General features: G+C 66.9%; 14 protein-coding genes. 9 read left to right on the forward strand and 5 right to left on the reverse strand.

Annotated elements, in window-relative coordinates; translation table 11 throughout:
- Positions 1–31: 31 nt before the first annotated feature.
- From AC5Y4H_RS15700 to AC5Y4H_RS15710, 3 genes are read left to right on the forward strand one after another with little or no spacing between them, the layout of a single operon-like run.
- The gene (locus tag AC5Y4H_RS15700) at positions 32–1,630 is read left to right on the forward strand and encodes a flavin-containing monooxygenase (RefSeq protein ID WP_499983100.1); all 1,599 of its coding nucleotides are present in this window, start codon (positions 32–34) and stop codon (positions 1,628–1,630) included.
- Positions 1,627–2,430 carry a mycofactocin-coupled SDR family oxidoreductase gene (locus AC5Y4H_RS15705; RefSeq protein WP_499983101.1) on the forward strand — a complete coding sequence of 268 codons (804 nt, stop codon included), beginning with the start codon at positions 1,627–1,629 and terminating at the stop codon, positions 2,428–2,430. Before AC5Y4H_RS15700 ends, AC5Y4H_RS15705 begins: the two co-directional genes overlap by 4 nt.
- Positions 2,427–3,260, forward strand: a complete 834-nt coding sequence (locus AC5Y4H_RS15710; protein WP_499983102.1) for a mycofactocin-coupled SDR family oxidoreductase — start codon at positions 2,427–2,429, stop codon at positions 3,258–3,260. The genes AC5Y4H_RS15705 and AC5Y4H_RS15710 overlap by 4 nt, the downstream gene beginning before the upstream one ends.
- Positions 3,261–3,288: 28 nt before the next feature.
- On the opposite strand, the gene AC5Y4H_RS15715 is transcribed toward AC5Y4H_RS15710, so the two are convergent.
- The 3 genes from AC5Y4H_RS15715 to AC5Y4H_RS15725 form a co-directional block, all read right to left on the reverse strand.
- Positions 3,289–4,170 carry an alpha/beta fold hydrolase gene (locus tag AC5Y4H_RS15715; protein ID WP_499983103.1) on the reverse strand — a complete coding sequence of 294 codons (882 nt, stop codon included), beginning with the start codon at positions 4,168–4,170 and terminating at the stop codon, positions 3,289–3,291.
- Positions 4,171–4,230: 60 nt separating this feature from the next.
- The gene (locus tag AC5Y4H_RS15720) at positions 4,231–5,625 is read right to left on the reverse strand and encodes a WS/DGAT/MGAT family O-acyltransferase (protein ID WP_499983104.1); all 1,395 of its coding nucleotides are present in this window, start codon (positions 5,623–5,625) and stop codon (positions 4,231–4,233) included.
- Positions 5,626–5,944: 319 nt separating this feature from the next.
- Positions 5,945–6,400 carry a nuclear transport factor 2 family protein gene (locus AC5Y4H_RS15725; RefSeq protein WP_499983105.1) on the reverse strand — a complete coding sequence of 152 codons (456 nt, stop codon included), beginning with the start codon at positions 6,398–6,400 and terminating at the stop codon, positions 5,945–5,947.
- Positions 6,401–6,570: 170 nt separating this feature from the next.
- Here AC5Y4H_RS15725 and mbp1 point away from each other — a divergent pair, with 170 nt between their 5' ends.
- From mbp1 to AC5Y4H_RS15740, 3 genes are all read left to right on the forward strand, one after another.
- Entirely contained in the window at positions 6,571–6,804 is a 234-nt protein-coding gene (gene mbp1 / locus AC5Y4H_RS15730) for a microaggregate-binding protein 1 (RefSeq protein ID WP_499983106.1), read from the forward strand.
- 143 nt (positions 6,805–6,947) lie between these two features.
- Positions 6,948–7,373, forward strand: coding sequence for a TIGR03618 family F420-dependent PPOX class oxidoreductase (locus AC5Y4H_RS15735; RefSeq protein WP_499983107.1), 426 nt, complete (start codon positions 6,948–6,950; stop codon positions 7,371–7,373).
- Positions 7,374–7,431: 58 nt separating this feature from the next.
- Positions 7,432–9,666, forward strand: a complete 2,235-nt coding sequence (locus tag AC5Y4H_RS15740) for a molybdopterin-dependent oxidoreductase (protein ID WP_499983108.1) — start codon at positions 7,432–7,434, stop codon at positions 9,664–9,666.
- 68 nt (positions 9,667–9,734) lie between these two features.
- Here AC5Y4H_RS15740 and AC5Y4H_RS15745 read toward each other — a convergent pair whose 3' ends face one another.
- Entirely contained in the window at positions 9,735–10,580 is an 846-nt protein-coding gene (locus tag AC5Y4H_RS15745) for an SDR family NAD(P)-dependent oxidoreductase (RefSeq protein ID WP_499983109.1), read from the reverse strand.
- 206 nt (positions 10,581–10,786) lie between these two features.
- On the opposite strand from AC5Y4H_RS15745, the gene AC5Y4H_RS15750 reads away from it, so the two are divergent.
- Positions 10,787–11,830, forward strand: a complete 1,044-nt coding sequence (locus AC5Y4H_RS15750) for an alpha/beta hydrolase (protein ID WP_499983110.1) — start codon at positions 10,787–10,789, stop codon at positions 11,828–11,830.
- 165 nt (positions 11,831–11,995) lie between these two features.
- Complete coding sequence (locus AC5Y4H_RS15755; RefSeq protein ID WP_499983111.1) at positions 11,996–14,611, forward strand: ATP-binding cassette domain-containing protein; 2,616 nt, start codon at positions 11,996–11,998, stop codon at positions 14,609–14,611.
- Between the two features lie 4 nt (positions 14,612–14,615).
- Here AC5Y4H_RS15755 and AC5Y4H_RS15760 read toward each other — a convergent pair whose 3' ends face one another.
- Positions 14,616–14,780 (reverse strand): hypothetical protein, encoded by a 165-nt coding sequence (locus tag AC5Y4H_RS15760; RefSeq protein ID WP_499983112.1) that lies wholly within the window; start codon positions 14,778–14,780, stop codon positions 14,616–14,618.
- A 253-nt stretch (positions 14,781–15,033) separates the two neighbouring features.
- On the opposite strand from AC5Y4H_RS15760, the gene AC5Y4H_RS15765 reads away from it, so the two are divergent.
- Positions 15,034–16,212 (forward strand): acyl-CoA dehydrogenase family protein, encoded by a 1,179-nt coding sequence (locus tag AC5Y4H_RS15765; protein WP_499983158.1) that lies wholly within the window; start codon positions 15,034–15,036, stop codon positions 16,210–16,212.
- Positions 16,213–16,231: the final 19 nt, after the last annotated feature.

Genomic DNA, 16,231 nt, shown 5'->3' on the forward strand with positions numbered 1-16,231 from the left:
GGCGACGCACGGACCAATACCGTCGGTCCTTGTGGATCGGTATGTCGATGTCGTCGTGGTCGGAGCGGGGTTCGCCGGCCTCTACGCCCTGCACAAATTGCGCAGCCAGGGCCTCTCGGTGCGGGTACTCGAGGCCGCTCCCGAGGTCGGCGGGACCTGGTACTACAACCGGTATCCCGGCGCGCGTTGTGATGTCGAGAGCGTCGATTACTGCTACTCGTTCTCCGATGAGCTCCAGCAAGCGTGGCGCTGGACGGAGAAGTATGCAACCCAGTCCGAGATCCTCGAATACCTGAATTGGGTCGCCGACAAACTCGACCTCCGCCGCGACATCGCGTTCGACACCCGCGTGCTCTCCGCCGTGCTGGACGAGTCGACGCTGCGCTGGACGGTCACCACCGACACCGGGCGGGTGCTATCGGCACGGTTCTGCCTGATGGCTACGGGCCCGCTGTCGGCCGCAATGACCCCGAATTTCCCCGGCCTGAATACCTTCGCGGGCGAGATCTATCACACCGCGCATTGGCCGCACGAGCCTGTCGACTTCACCGGCAAGCGGGTGGCGGTCATCGGCACCGGATCCTCTGGCATTCAGTCGATCCCGGTGATCGCCGAGCGCGCCGCGCACCTCTACGTATTCCAACGCACCCCCAATTACAGTGTCCCGGCGGGCAACAAGCCCCTGACGACCGACGAGCTGAATGAGATCAAGGCCGGCTACGCGCAGCGGCGTGCCCTGTCGTGGTGCAGCGGCGGTGGCTCACCCCACATCACCGCCCCGAAGCCGACGATGCAGTTCACCGCTGACGAGCGCCGTGCCGCCTTCGAAACGCGTTGGCAGCTAGGGGGAGTGCTTTTCTCCAAGACCTTCCCGGACCAGATGACCGATCTGGAGGCCAACGAGGAGGCCCGCAGGTTTTACGAGGAGAAGGTCCGGGCCGTCATCGATGATCCGGCCGTGGCCGACCTGCTGATCCCCACCGACCACCCGATCGGAACCAAGCGAATCTGCACCGACAGCAACTACTTTCAGACTTTCAATCAGCCCAACGTGTCCCTTATCAGTGTCCGCAACACACCGATCGAATCGATCGACGCCGCGGGCATCAACACATCGAAGGCGCACTACAACCTCGACATGATCGTGTTGGCAACCGGTTTCGATGCGATGACCGGGGCGCTGGACAGCATCGACATCGTCGGACGCGGCGACGCAACGCTGCACGAGGACTGGGCGCACGGACCGCGCACCTATCTGGGATTGGGCGTCGACGGTTTTCCCAACCTGTTCCTGATCTCGGGCCCGGGAGCGCCCGCCGTGCTCGCGAATATGGTGCTGCACGCGGAGGCGCAAGTGAACTGGATTGCGGACGCCATCGCCTACCTCGACCAACACGGTTACGCCGCGCTGGAAGCCACCGTGGACAGCGTGGACGGCTGGGTCGCCGAATGCGCCCGTCGCGCCGAGGCGACGCTGTTCACCAAGGCGAACTCCTGGTACATGGGCGCGAACGTGCCCGGAAAGCCAAGGGGCTTCATGCTGTTCGTCGGTGGGTTCGCCACCTACAACGACATCTGCGCCGAGGTGGCCGACGCCGGCTACCGCGGCTTCGATCTAATCGAGCGATGACTGGATTAGTCGGCAAGGTCGTCGCGGTCACCGGCGCCGCCAAGGGGACCGGCCGGGTGCACTGCGAGCGCTTCGCCGACGAGGGCGCCGACGTGATCGCGCTCGACGCGGAGGCCGCGGCCGACGAGTTACGAAGCACTGCAATGGAAGTCGAGAGCCGCGGTCGACGGTGTGCCACCGGCCTGGCCGACGTCAGCGACCTCGCGGCGGTGGCGGCCGCCATCGAGGCGGGCGTGGCCGAGTTGGGCCGGCTCGACATCGTCGTGGCCAACGCCGGGGTACACCTGCCCGGCGCGCCGTCCTGGGAACTCGACCCGCAGGTGTGGCAGCGCACGCTCGACATCAATCTCACCGGGGTGTGGCATACGATCCGGGCGAGCGTGCCGCACATCGGGGACGGCGGTGGCTCGGTGGTCATCATCAGCTCCACCAGTGGGCTTCGCGGCCTGCCCAACACCGCGCACTACACGGCCAGCAAGCACGCGGTGGTGGGGTTGGCGCGCACCTTGGCCAACGAGCTCGGGCCGCGCGGCATCCGGGTGAATACCGTGCACCCCGGCCCGGTGGCCACCCCGATGGTGCTGAACGAGGCCACGTTTCGGCGCCTGCGGCCGGACCTGGACACCCCGACCGCGGCAGATGCCGCGGAGGTGCTGCAAGAACGAAACCTGCTTCCGGTGCCGTGGGTGGAGCCCGTTGACGTCGCCAACGCCGTGCTGTTCTTGGCCTCGGATGCGGCCCGCTACATCACCGGCACCCAGCTCGTCGTCGACGCCGGTCTGACGCAGAAGACGACATGACCGGACGGCTGCACAACAGGGTCGCCCTGATCACCGGTGCGGCGCGAGGGATCGGTCGTGCGCAAGCCGTCCGGTTCGCGCAGGAGGGCGCCGACATCGTCGCGCTCGACGTGTGCGGGCCGGTCGACACGGTGCTCATCCCGCACAGCACCCCGGCCGACCTCGACACCACCGCGTCGCTGGTGAGGGAGGCGGGCGGGCGGGTGCATGCCGAAATCGTCGACGTGCGCGACCTTTCCGCCATGCAGGCGGCCGTCGACCGTGGCGTCGGGCGGTTCGGCGGCCTGGACGCGGTCTGTGCGACCGCGGGAATCACCTCCCGGGGCATGGCGGTCGAGATGGACGAAAGCACCTGGCGCACAATGCTCGACGTCAACCTCACCGGCGTGTGGTACACCTGCCGCGTCACCGCGCCGCACCTGATCGCGCGTGGGGCGGGGTCGATGATCCTGACGAGCTCGATCGCGGGGCTGCGCGGGCTGGTCGGCGTCGCGCATTACACCGCGGCCAAGCACGGCGTGATAGGCATGATGCGCAGCATGGCCAATGAGCTTGCGCCGCACAGTGTCCGGGTCAACTGCATCAGCCCGACCAACGTCGACACACCGATGATCCAGAACGACCCCGTCAGTAGCGCGTTCCGCCCCGACTTGGACCGCCCGCCGACACGCCCGGAATTCGCCGAGGCCGCGCGCTCGATGAACATGCTCGCGGTGCCGTGGGTGGACGCGGTGGACGTGGCCAACGCGGCGCTGTTCCTGGCCTCCGACGAGGCGCGCTACATCACCGCGATCGTCCTGCCGGTCGACGCCGGGGCCACGCAGCGATGAGGCGCGCCGCGCGCACGATCGCCGCCGACTAGCTGCGCGAAAGGAAGGCGAGCACGGTGCTTTCGAACGCGTCCTTGGCCTCGATCATCGCCCAGTGCCCCGAGTTGGGGAAGATGTGCAGTTCCGCGTTGGGGATGGTGCGCATCGGGATCAGCGCCATGTCCGGAGGGCTCACCCTGTCGTCGCGGCCCCACGTCAGCAGCGTGGGAGCGGTGAGCTTGTGCATGGTGGCCCACGGCAGCGGCCGGTCGGAGGCGTTCAGCGCGGCGTTCATACCGGCGAATGCCGCCCTGCCATACATGCGTCGCGCCGCGGCCAGGGTTTCCGGGTCGGTGGCCAGCTGCCAGCGCTCCTCGATCAGCTGTTCGGTGACCAGCGCCTGGTCGTAGACCATCGACTTGAGCCAGTCGACCAGGCGTTGCCGCGTGGGGTCCTCGACGAACTCCTGCAGCAGCCGAATGCCTTCGCTGGGGCTGGGACTGAAGATGTTGGTGCCGATGCCGCCGATGGTCACCAACCGGCCGACACGCTCCGGATTATGGGTTGCAAAGTTGACCCCCACACCGCCGCCCATCGAGTTGCCGACGATGTGCACCTTGTCGACGCCGAGCGTGTCGAGGAAGGGCGTCACCGTGCCGAAAGCGGTGACCATCGGGTGGCCGCCGAAATCGTCGCTGACCCCGAAACCGGGGAATTCCAAGATCAGGCATCGGTAGTGAGCGGCGAAGGCGGGCAACACGCCACGGAAGTTGCGCCAGCCCGTGACCCCGGGACCGGACCCGTGCAGGAACAGCAGCGCCGGAGCGGACTCCGGGCCGCCGCTGTCGTAGTAGCGCAAAGTGCCCTTTTCAGTGCTGATTTCACGCAGATCTTGCGCCGTGCTGGTCGTCGGTTCGGAAGTGTCTGCCACGGATGTCACCCTGCCATGCCGCCGCGGCGATGGCGGACCGGGTTCCGCTGACCGGGCCGATCAGAGCGGGGCGTGGACGTCCTCGCCGCAATTCAACAGTTCTTTGAGCGCGGCGGGGAACGCGTCGGCAAGGTCCCACAGGTCGGGAACGAGGTCGGGGCAGGAGATGATGCCGACGCCGAGCCGGCCGTTGAGCGACATCACCGTGATGTTGAGCGCTGCGCCGGCAATGATCGGGCCGAGCGGATACATCGCGTCGAGTCGGCACCCCAGGAAGTAGAGCTGCTCCTGTGGGCCGGCCACGTTGGACATGACCAGGTTGTGTGGCGGCTTGTCGGGCAGCGGCACGCGTGGCAGCAGTTTCCTGACCGCGCCGAACATGGTCTGTCCGGCGACTTGTGTCCAGTCGTGCAGCAGGGTCGGGCCCAGCGCCGCGGAGTGGTCCTTGGCGGCGGCGTTGCCCGCGGCGATGCTCGCCAACCGTTCGACGGGGTCTTCGATGTGCGTTTCGAGCCGGCAAAGCATCCAGGTCATCTGGTTGCGCCCCGCCCGTGTCGATTGGTCGCGGACGGACACGGGCACGCTGGCGACCAGGGGGAGGTCCGACAGCGCGTCGCGCTCCTGGAAGTACTGTCGCAGCGCCCCCGCGCACATCGCCGTCACGACGTCGTTGACCGTCACCCCGAACCGGCGTTTGACGGTCTTCACGTCCTCGAGGTCCACGCTGGTCAGGGCGATGTTGCGGCGCCGGCTGAATGAGCCGTTGAACGCCGTCGGAGGCGCGGCGAACGGTGCCGCCATCGTCTGCCCGCCGCCGCGCGCACGCAGGACCGTTTGCGCCAGCGTCAACGCCGTCGACGGCACGACTTTGGCCAGGCGCCACGGGCGCAATGCGGCGCCGATCAGTCCACCGGCGGCGATCTGCAGCGGATTGGCCGGGCCGACGCGCTCGGCCGGTTTCGGCGGCGCGGCGTCAGGCACGGTACTGCACAACTGCGCGAGCAGGGTGGCTCCGCCGACGCCGTCGACCACCGCGTGGTGGACCTTGAGGACGACGGACAGTGCGTCGGTGCCGTGCAGGCCTTCGACTACCCACATATCCCACAGCGGACGATCCCGATCGAGTGAAAGCCCGGCGACGTGGCCGCAGATGTCCGCTAATTCTTTGGGCCCGCCCGGCGCGGGCAGGGCGACGCGGTGCAGGTGGCGAGACAGATCGAAACGGTCGTCGTCCACCCACACCGGATGGTCGAAGTTCAGTTGGTTATCGGCCAGCTTGAGGCGAAATTCGGGCACGGCGTCCAACCACACCGACAGTGCTTCTTGGAAGCGATCGAACGTGTAACCCCCCGGCATCGTCGTGGGGTCCAGTTCCAGGACGCAGCAAATATTCAAAGGCTGCGTCGGCGATTCCAGGTACAAAAAGAACGCGTCTAACCCACTGAGTCGTTGCATGTTTGCTCGTCTCTTTTGCGCAGCCATGACCGCTGGTCACGTGACCGGCGGTCACCCCGGAACTCCTGAGAGGACATACCGTCAGGGCGGCCGCAATCTTTTGGTGTGACTCTTATCTGTAGCCGTTGGGGCCGATTCGGCAAACATTTCGCCGGTACATTTGACGAAATCGCCACCCCGCGGTCGCCCGGGGGATCTAGCCAGGAGGTACGCCAGGGCACGGTCGATGTCGGGCCCGGCCACGATCGGGCCCGCTGGATGGACTCGATTGATGTTGGAACGTCGCGGGCAAGAGATTTGGTGCGTCCGGAAGCCCCGATCACCGCTCCGTTGCGGAGGGCCGGCGGGCCATCGCCGAGCCCGGCGCCGCCCAGTCCGTCGAGACCTTGCGGTGCTTGATCAGCCAGGCGTCATCCTCGGGGACCAGGGTGTCGCGGTAGCGCCCGTAGTGGTCGAGCCCGATGTGGGTGACCACGGTGAAGTAGGAGTCAACCCGCGCCTGGTCCGGTGTCACCTCGGTGAACAGAACGTTGGCGACGTTATGGCGCACAATCGGTTTCACGTCGGCCGCCAGCGCGATCCGTCCGGTGACACCGGCCAGGAAAGCCGCGATCTCCGGGCGTCCGCGCAGCGGCTCAGAACCCCGTATCTCGAGGATGCCGTCTGAGCAGAACGTTTGAGCCAGGCCATCGAGTAGTCCGGCGTCACCGGACCAGTTGTAGCGCGCCAAGGTGTCCCGGATGCGCTCGCGGGCGATCAGTTCCCACATGTCCACGGGTCCAGACTCCTCGCGTCGCCACCGACTCCCCGGCGCATCAGCGTATTCGCAGGCGGTGACCTGTGGCGAAGGCAACTCGCCGAACACGTTTCGAGAATTCGCAGGTTGGGCATTAAACGGGGCGAGCGCGCGGCACGGGCGTCGTGCGCCACACGGAGGGAGAACCCATGTCGGACAAGAGTGGTCCCGCGGAAGCCGTCGAGGGCGTCGTCGAGGGAGTCAAGGGCAAGGTCAAGGAAGTCGCCGGCGCAGTGGCCGGGCGTGACGACCTGCTGCGTGAGGGCCAGGCTCAGCAGGACAAGGCCGACGCGCAACGAGAGGCGGCCAAGAAAGAGGCGGAGGCCGAAAGCGCCCGCAAGGCCGCCGAAGTCAACGAAGCTCGCCAGAAAGCCGAACAGTAGCGGCAGTCGACGGTGGCCCGGTCGCAGGAGTGGCCGGGCCACCGCATTGTCGCGGCGCTGTATCGCGGCCCGAAATCGCCCGGAATCGGGCTGGTTGGGCCGGAACTGGGAATGAAACGCCGCGCGCGGGCGTAGAACGACGCATGAGACTCAACCACGCCGCCCGCGACCTCATCGGCAAGGGTGCGGATGCCACGCTGGTCACCGTCGACCCCGACGGCAGCCCGCAGGTGAGCGTGGTGTGGGTGGCGTTGCGATCGACGCCGAACGGCGACGAACTCGTCAGCGCCCACCTTGCCGAGCACAAGAAGGTCCGCAACGTCCGCCGCGATCCCCGAGTGGCCGTCACGATCGTGTCGCTCGACGCGACCGGCCAGGGGATGCGGCCCTACCTCTCGCTGTACGGGACCGCCCGGATTACCGAGGGCGGTGCCGCCGAACTACTGGCGGAGCTCAATCCGGTGCTGGGTGACCCCAACGCGAAATTCCCGCCCGACAATGCACCGCCGGGCTACCTCACCCACATCCACGTCGACAAGGTCGGCGGCATCGGGCCCTGGGCGGGCTGATCCCGAATCCCGAATCCCGGCACTTCCGCTACCCGTGGTAGCGGAATACAGTGGGTGGATGAAACCGGGCGAAGACGGCACGCACCTGCGCACGTGCCCGTTGTGTGAAGCCATGTGCGGCTTGGAAATTCAGGTCACCGACGGCAGCGTCACCGGCATCCGCGGCAACCCTGACGACGTGTGGAGCCGCGGACATCTGTGCCCCAAAGGCACCTCGCTTGCGGCACTGCACGACGATCCGGACCGCATCCGCGAGCCAATGATCAAGGTCGACGGACAGTGGCGTGAAGTCAGCTGGGACGCGGCGTTTCGCCGCTGCACCGAGTTGCTGACCCCGGTGATCGACAAGTACGGCATCGGCGCGGTCACCGCCTACACCGGCAACCCGCTGGCGCATTCGTTCTCGCTGGCCCGCTATGCCGGTGTGCTGATGGGCATGTCCGGCATGCCGGTCACGTATTCGCCGGGCACGGTCGACCAATGGCCGAAGAACCTGTCGTCGCACCTGATGTACGGCCTGTGGTGGAACTTCCCGGTGCCCGACATCGAACGCACCGACCTGCTGGTGATCATGGGCGCCAACCCGGCGGCGTCACAGGGTTCGCTGCTGGCCGCGCCCAACGTGATGGGACTGATCGACGGGATCCGCAAACGCGGCAAGGTGATCGTGATCGACCCCGTGCGAACCCTGACCGCGGCGCGCGCCGACGAGTGGCTGCCCATCGTGCCCGGAACCGACGCGGCCCTGCTGATGGCCGTCACACACACCCTCTTCGACGAAAACCTCATCAACCCGGGCCCGCACGTCGACGGCGTCGACACGATGCGGCGCGCCGCCGCGGACTGGCCACCCGAACGGGTCAGCGCCGTCACGGGCATCGACGAGGACCGCATTCGCCGGCTGGCCCGCGAACTCGCCGGCACCGAAAAATCGGTGGTATACGGTCGAATCGGTCTGTGCAACCAAGAGTTCGGCAGCCTCGCCAGTTGGCTCGTCGACGTCGTCAACATCCTCACCGGGCATTTCGACAGACCCGGCGGGGCGATGTTCCCCAAACCGGCGGCATGGTCGATCACCACCCAGCCGCTTCCCGGATTGGAGGGCGGCGCACCGGAATTCGGTCGTTGGCACACCCGGGTCCGCGGCGCCAAGGAGGTGCTCGGACAGGCGCCGGTGTCGTGCATGGCCGAGGAGATCGCCACACCGGGCGACGGGCAACTCAAGGCGCTGATCACGGTCGCGGGCAACCCGGTGCTCTCCACCCCCGCAGGTGACAAGCTCGACAAAGTGCTGCCGATGCTGGAAGCGATGATCTCCGTAGACCTTTGGCTCAACGAGACGACGCGGCACGCCGATGTGATTCTGCCCGGCCTTTCCCCGCTCGAACAGCCGCACCACGACGATCTGATCCTGCTCTTCGCCATTCACAGCATCGCGAATTATTCTGCGCCGGTGTTCGATCCGGGCGATCGCCCGCACGAGTGGGAGATCTTGATCCGGCTGACCGGCCTGTGCACCGGAACCCCCGCCGAGGACGTCGACGTCACGGCCATTGACGACGGCTTCTTCGACTACCTGGCCTTCACCCGCGGGCTCGACGGTGGACAGATCCGCAAGCTCTACGAGCACGGCGGACCGGAGCGAATGCTCGACCTCACGCTGCGAACCGGCCCCTTCGGCGACCACTACGGCGAGATCCCGGGCGGGCTGACTCTCGATATGCTCAAGGCCAACCCGAACGGCATCGACTTCGGGCCGATGGTGCCGCAGCTGCCCGGTCTCCTCGGCACCCCCGACAAGAAGATCCGGCTCGCCCCAGAGTATTTGCTCGACGACCTGCCGCGTCTGGCCGCGCGCATGGAGCGGCCGGCCGAGCCGCTCGTCCTGGTGAGCCGGAGGCACCTGCGATCCAACAACACCTGGCTGCACAACGTTCCTGCGCTGATGAAGGGAAAGGATCGGTGCACGTTGCTGATTCACCCCGAGGACGCGGCTCGTTGCGGCGTCACCGACAACGACATCGTGACCGTGAAATCGGAGGCCGGCGAGATCAAAGTTCCGGTCGAGATCACCGATTCCATCAAGCCCGGTGTGGTGTCGATGCCTCACGGCTGGGGGCACGGCAAGCCGGGCACCCGTATGGCGGTCGCCAACAACTCACCGGGAGCGAACACCAACGTACTGTCGCCGCCAACGCTCATCGACGAGCCCTCCGGCAACGGTGTGCTCAACGGCATCCCGGTCATGATCATCGACGATCAGGCCCGATTCCGGCCGGCGTCGATGCTCTGAGATTGATTGACCCACAAGGCTTTTCACCGGTTTACCTCCGCGCGAAGCGGTCGCTTGGGTGCCGCCGGTCAGGGGGCGATGGGCCGATTCGTCCACTGACGGTCGGGCCGGCGCGTGGACCGGAACCATCCGCCCGCAGCGGCGGTACCGCCGTCGGTGGGGATGATGTGGCCGGTGACGAATCCCGAGAGATCCGAGGCCAAGAACAGGATGACCCTGGCCTGATCCTCGGGCAGCCCCATTCGGCCCACCGGAACCCATTGCGGCCATTGCGCCTGTTCCTCGCCCGAAAGCCATTGCGAATAGGGCACTTGCAGGGACTCGGTTACGTCCGGCGCCACGGCGTTGACCCGCACCCCGTCGTTGCCCACCTGGACCGCAAGGCTGCGAGTGAACGCGTTGACGGCTGACTTGAACGCGGCATACACCGGGTCCTCCGGGTAGCCCCGCAGCCCCTCGACCGACGAGACGTTCACGATCGCACCCGCGCGCCGCTCGACCATGGCGGGCAGAAACGCGTGCGTCAGCAGGAAGACGTGATGCAGGTTGATCCGGTAGAGCTCGGCCCACAGTTGCGGGTCGGTGTCGACGAAATCCCCAGGGTGACGCAGCCAGTGGCCCACGTTGTTGACCAGCACGTCGACCCGCCCAGACCGGTCCAGCACCGTTCGGGCCAGGCGCGCGACCTGGTCGGGATCTCGGACGTCGGTGACGACGGCTGAAGCCGACCCACCGGATTCGGTGATCGATGCTGCCGTGGCGCCGGCGAGGTCGGCGTCGATATCGGCGATGACCACGTCGGCACCGTGTTCGGCGAACAGTCGCGCGGTCGCCGCGCCGATGCCACCCCCGGCGCCCGTGACGACCGCAACCCGGTCGGTCAGCAGCGGATCGGGAGGTTTAGCGTGTGCCATCGCTCATATATAGGCCAGATGGGGCGTGGGCAACAGCCGGTCCGGACGGATTACGCCCACGCGCCAACCGCAAAAGAGATAACGGAGTGATACCCATCTCTGTAGCCAGCAAACAGTGATGTAGGCAACATTTCTCGCGCGTTAATTTGCAATTAACCCCCCGCAAGGCAGGGTATCCGCCCTCCACTTAGGAGGTTGAAATCCACATGGTGAGCGCGATCGAACCGACACATATATTGCCGAGTGTGGCGACGACGCGGCGCGTCCACCATCGCCATAGTCCGCAGTCGGTTGCGGTAGGGCTCGCCAGTCGGCTCATCGTGAAGAACACCGTCCGCGCGTGGGCCATGACGCCGAACCTGCAGTGGCCGTTCGAGTACGTCGACGGCGTCGCGGGCCTTATCCCGCAATTCGGGTCAAGGGCCGAAATCGACCGGGTGCGGTTGGACAACTGCGCCGCCGAATTGGTTCGGGCTCCCGGCGTATCGGGGGAGCGGGCGATCCTGTATCTGCATGGTGGCGCGTTCCTAACCTGCGGTCTCAACACCCACCGCTCCATGGTGACCCACTTGTCGAAGGCGGCCGATGCCGCAGTACTGACCGTCGCGTATCGAAAGTTGCCCGCCCATCAGATCACCGACGCCATCGACGACGGCATCAGCGGCCTGCGCTGGCTGCTGGATCGCGGTTACGACGGCGACCAGATCGTCGTCGGCGGCGACTCCGCGGGCGGATACCTGGCGTTCATGACCACCCTTCTGGCGATCAACGACGGCATCGTGGAACCGGCGGGCGTAGCGACCATCTCGCCTTTCACCGACGCCGACCCGATGCGAAAGCTCAAGCACCGCAACGCACGTAAGTGCTCCATGTTCACTCGTCGCGCATTCTCGATGTTCGCGCAGTATCTCAGCAAAGCACAGGTTGTGGAAGGGCGAGGTGATTCCACCGTCGCGTCGCCGGTCGACGCGGACCTGTCCTCGATGCCGCCGGTCACCATTCACGCAAGCTCGGACGAATTGTTACTCGCCGACGCCGAATTGATGGCGAAGCGCCTGGAAGCCAGTGGGATCCATTGCGATCTGCACCTGTGGGACGGGCAGATTCACGACTTCCCGATAGCGGCCGACATCTTGCCCGAGGGCAGGCGGGCCCTCAAGTACGTCGGTGATTTCGTCAAGGACGTCACCGCCTCCCGCAGCAAGATCCCGAGCGTACGGAATCTGCGCCACGCCGCAGTTGCGGGTTGAAGCCGAAAGCTAATACACCCCAAGGTAATTCGTCCCTTCATTGCTTTCATCAGCTTGTGGGACCGCAACCTCGGCGCCGGTCGAGCCCGTCGTGACGTCGGGTGACCCGGTGTCGGCGAAGAACCCGGCGCATAAGCCGCGCCTCTGCCGTTACAGTTGGTCCTGATGACTCCACCAGCCCCGCCTGCGCTGACCGTGCGGTACGAGGGATCCGAACGCACCTTCGCGCCGGGCAACGACGTAGTGATCGGGCGTGACCTTCGCGCCGACCTGCGGGTGGCCCACCCCCTGATCTCCCGTACCCACCTGATCGTGCGGTATGACCAGGGCCGATGGATCGCAGTCGACAACGGCAGCCTCAACGGTCTTTATGTCCACAACCGCCGGGTCCCGGTCGTCGACATCCAGGATGGGCTGCGGGTCAACGTCGGCAACCCGGACGGCCCGGCGCTCACCTTCGAGGTCGGCCGCCACCAAGGCTCGGCCGGGCGGCCCCCGCTGACGACGTCGATACCGATTGTCAGCAACCCCAACGAACCGCCGGCACGGGCGCCGCAGAGCCCGCCATTCGGCACGCAGCACCCCGGCCAGCCGCAGCAGCCGGCGTCCGCGTCGTTCCGGCACACCGTCCATCCGCCCGCCACCGCGCAGGCCCGGCCCCCGACCGGCGGTCCGCCGAGCCCCCCGCCGAGCGGACCCCAGCACGCACCGCAGATTTACCGGTCGCCGTCGGCGCACGCGGCGCCGCCGACCGGCGCGGGGCCGCTGGCGCCCCAGACGGGACGCGTCGGCGCCGACTCGTCGGTCATCGCGACGTCGATGATGAAGATTTTGCGGCCGGGCAAGGCCGGGCCGGACGTGCCGGGCGCGATCAAAATCGGTCGCGCCAACGACAACGACATCGTCATCCCCGAGGTGCTGGCATCGCGCCACCACGCCACCCTGGTTCCGACGCCCACCGGCACCGAGATCCACGACAACCGCAGCATCAACGGAACGTTCGTCAACGGCGTCCGGGTCGATTCGGCCGTACTGCACGACGGCGACGTGGTCACCATCGGCAACATCGACCTGGTCTTCCACGGCGGCAACCTGGCCCGCCGCGATCAGACGGTGACCGCGACGCGCAGTGGCGGCCTCGATGCACGCGGGGTTACCTGGACGATCGAGAACAACAAAACGCTGCTGGACAACATCTCGCTGGCCGCCCTGCCCGGCACGCTGACGGCCATCATCGGGCCTTCCGGTGCCGGCAAGTCGACCTTCGCGCGGTTGATAGCGGGGTACACGCACCCGACAACGGGGACCGTGTCGTTCGAGGGCCACAACATCCATGCCGAGTACGCCTCGTTGCGCAGCAGGATCGGGATGGTGCCGCAGGACGACGTGGTGCACGGGCAGCTGACCGTGCAGCAGGCGTTGATGTACGCCGCGGAGCTGCGGCTGCCGCCGGACACCACGAAGGACGACCGCGCCCAGGTGGTGGCACGGGTGCTCGAAGAACTCGAGATGACCAAGCACCTGCACACCCGGGTGGACAAGCTGTCCGGCGGCCAGCGCAAGCGCGCGTCGGTGGCACTCGAGCTGCTGACCGGGCCGTCGCTGCTGATCCTCGACGAGCCGACCTCGGGCCTGGACCCGGCGCTGGACCGGCAGGTGATGACCATGCTGCGGCAGCTGGCCGACGCCGGTCGGGTGGTGCTGGTGGTCACCCACTCGCTGACCTACCTCGACGTCTGCGACCAGGTGTTGCTCCTGGCTCCCGGCGGCAAGACGGCGTTCTGCGGGCCGCCCAGCCAGATCGGTCCCGCCATGGGCACCACGAATTGGGCCGACATCTTCAGCACAGTCGCCAACGATCCCGACGGGTCCCAGGCGCGCTACCTGGCCCGAACGGGCCCGCCGCCCGCACCGCCGCCGGCCGAGAAACCGGCCGAGCTGGGCGATCCCGCGCATACCAGCTTGGTCCGGCAGTTCTCCACGATCGCCAGACGCCAGATGCGGCTGATCGTCTCGGACCGCGGCTACTTCGTCTTCCTCGCGCTGCTGCCGTTCATCATGGGGTCGCTGTCCATGTCGGTGCCCGGCGATGTCGGCTTCGGGATACCGAACCCGATGGGCGCCGCGCCCAACGAGCCAGGGCAGATCCTGGTGCTGCTCAACGTCGGCGCGGTCTTCATGGGCACCGCCCTGACCATCCGCGACCTCATCGGTGAGCGCGCGATCTTTCTGCGGGAGCAGGCGGTCGGCTTGTCCACGTCGGCGTACCTGTTGGCCAAGGTCTGCGTGTACACCGTCTTCGCGATCGTCCAGTCGGCAATCGTCAGCATCATCGCGGTGCTCGGCAAGGGCGCCCCGACCCAAGGTGCCGTGGCGCTGGGCATGCCGGGCCTCGAGCTGTTCGCCGACGTGGCGCTGACGTGTGTGGCGTCAGCCATGCTGGGGCTGGCCCTGTCGGCCGTAGCCAAGTCGAACGAGCAGATCATGCCGTTGCTGGTGGTCGCGGTCATGTCGCAGCTGGTGTTCTCCGGCGGGATGATTCCGGTCACCGCGCGCATCGGCCTCGACCAGATGTCGTGGGCAACACCGGCGCGGTGGGGATTCGCGGCGTCGGCCTCGACCGCCGACCTGACCAAGCTCGTGCCCGGTCCGCTGACCCCGAAGGACTCGCACTGGCGGCACACTCCCGCGACGTGGTGGTTCGACGTCGGCATGCTGTTCGTCATCAGCGCCGTGTACCTGGGCTTCGTGCGCTGGAAGATCCGCCTGCGTGGCGGCTGACGCCTCAGGCGCCCTTGCGGACCATCTGCTCGGCCGCGGCACGCATGCGGTCGGACAGTTGCAGCAGATCGTGCTCGCCCACGCCCAACGGCAGCGTGTACGCCAGCTGCCGCAATTCGACGGCGTAATTTCGCAGATTTTCGCGGAGGCGCATCTCAGCAGTGGGCATGGCTTCTCCCTGGGGTTGGGCAGGATGCCTGGTCCCCGTCGACCGGCCGATCTGTAAATCTTCGCAGCCGGTCCGAAAGACCGCGAGAGGGTCGACGTGTTTTAACGGGAGTTTGACAGCGTATTTACAGTTCGGGGCGCGGGCCCGCGGCGATCGAGCATGACGCAACCCCCGAAATCGCCGGCGCCCTCTCGCCGTGGCGTTACGCTGACGGCGCTCGGTGAAAAGCATGCGGAAGGGCACAGGCGCCGGAATGAATTTCGAACTCGACGCTGAGCAGCGCGCCTGGCTCGCCGAGGTTCGTGAATTTCTGCACGACAACGTCACCCCGGAATTGCGCGCCGAACTCGCCGAGCACGACTTGGAGTTTCCCGACGGCGAAGTCGCCCGTTTCCGGCGCAAGATCGGGGCCAAGGGCTGGTTCGGACTGAACTGGCCGCGCGAGTACGGCGGACTGGGCCTCGGCGCGACGCACCTGCACCTGCTGATGAGCGAATTCGAGTATTGGGGCGTCCCCGGTCCCGACCTGACGGTGACATCGGTGGCGCCGATGATCATGCGGCACGGCACCGAGCGCAATAAGAGCGACTGGCTGCCGCTGATCGCCAGGGGCGAAATGATCTGCGCGGTCGGCTATTCCGAGCCCGATGCGGGAACCGACCTCGCCAGCCTGCGGACCAGCGCCACCCGGGACGGCGAAGAATGGGTGATCAACGGCACCAAGACCTGGAACAGCGGCGCCCAGCGTGCCACGCACGAATGGCTCTGCGTCCGTACCGATCTAACTGGTGCCCGGCATCGCGGCATTTCGGTCGTCATCGTGCCGATCGACAGCCCGGGTGTCGAAATCCGCCCGCTGTACGCGTGGTCGGGCTATCGCACCAACGAGGTGCACTTCCGTGACGTGCGGGTGCCGGCCACCAACCTGGTGGGCGAGGTCAACCGCGGCTGGACCTACATCACGGGTGCGCTCGATCTCGAACGCGGGGCGCTGACCAACGCCGGAGACCTCCGGCGCGCTGTCGAGGAATTGCACGAGCTGGCACGCGGCCCGCGGCGCGACGGGACCGTGCCCGCCGACGATCCGTCGCTTCGCCGGCGGCTGGTGCAGGCCGAGGCCGACGTCGCGGTGGCCGTCCTGATGGGCTACGAGGCGGCGTCGATCCTGGATTCGGGCGTGATACCTACCGTTGAGGTCAGCGTGGAAAAGGTGTTCACCAGCGAGCTGCGCCAGCGCATCGCCGATTTGGCGCTCGACCTGTTTGGTCCCGATGGCCTGCTGGCGCATCGCAGCGAAGAGGCGCCGCTGGCAGGCAAATTCGAGCGGCTCTACCGGGCCGCCCCGCTGATGCGATTCGGCGGCGGTACCAACGAGGTGCTGCGCGACATCATCGCTCAGCGCGGGCACGGAATCCCCTCCTACGGACGCTGACTGAAGAGCCCGAGCTTCG

Source organism: Mycobacterium sp. NGS58 (assembly GCF_059812385.1).

What these genes read in the sequence shown, in the direction of transcription:
- AC5Y4H_RS15720 (WP_499983104.1), bottom strand. Translation starts at nt 5,625, where the DNA reads ATGCAACGACTCAGTGGGTTAGACGCGTTCTTTTTGTACCTGGAATCG.
- AC5Y4H_RS15740 (WP_499983108.1), top strand. Translation starts at nt 7,432, where the DNA reads ATGAAACCGGGCGAAGACGGCACGCACCTGCGCACGTGCCCGTTGTGT.
- AC5Y4H_RS15750 (WP_499983110.1), top strand. Translation starts at nt 10,787, where the DNA reads ATGGTGAGCGCGATCGAACCGACACATATATTGCCGAGTGTGGCGACG.
- AC5Y4H_RS15705 (WP_499983101.1), top strand. Translation starts at nt 1,627, where the DNA reads ATGACTGGATTAGTCGGCAAGGTCGTCGCGGTCACCGGCGCCGCCAAG.
- AC5Y4H_RS15745 (WP_499983109.1), bottom strand. Translation starts at nt 10,580, where the DNA reads ATGGCACACGCTAAACCTCCCGATCCGCTGCTGACCGACCGGGTTGCG.
- AC5Y4H_RS15765 (WP_499983158.1), top strand. Translation starts at nt 15,034, where the DNA reads ATGAATTTCGAACTCGACGCTGAGCAGCGCGCCTGGCTCGCCGAGGTT.
- AC5Y4H_RS15760 (WP_499983112.1), bottom strand. Translation starts at nt 14,780, where the DNA reads ATGCCCACTGCTGAGATGCGCCTCCGCGAAAATCTGCGAAATTACGCC.
- AC5Y4H_RS15710 (WP_499983102.1), top strand. Translation starts at nt 2,427, where the DNA reads ATGACCGGACGGCTGCACAACAGGGTCGCCCTGATCACCGGTGCGGCG.
- AC5Y4H_RS15735 (WP_499983107.1), top strand. Translation starts at nt 6,948, where the DNA reads ATGAGACTCAACCACGCCGCCCGCGACCTCATCGGCAAGGGTGCGGAT.
- AC5Y4H_RS15755 (WP_499983111.1), top strand. Translation starts at nt 11,996, where the DNA reads ATGACTCCACCAGCCCCGCCTGCGCTGACCGTGCGGTACGAGGGATCC.
- mbp1 (WP_499983106.1), top strand. Translation starts at nt 6,571, where the DNA reads ATGTCGGACAAGAGTGGTCCCGCGGAAGCCGTCGAGGGCGTCGTCGAG.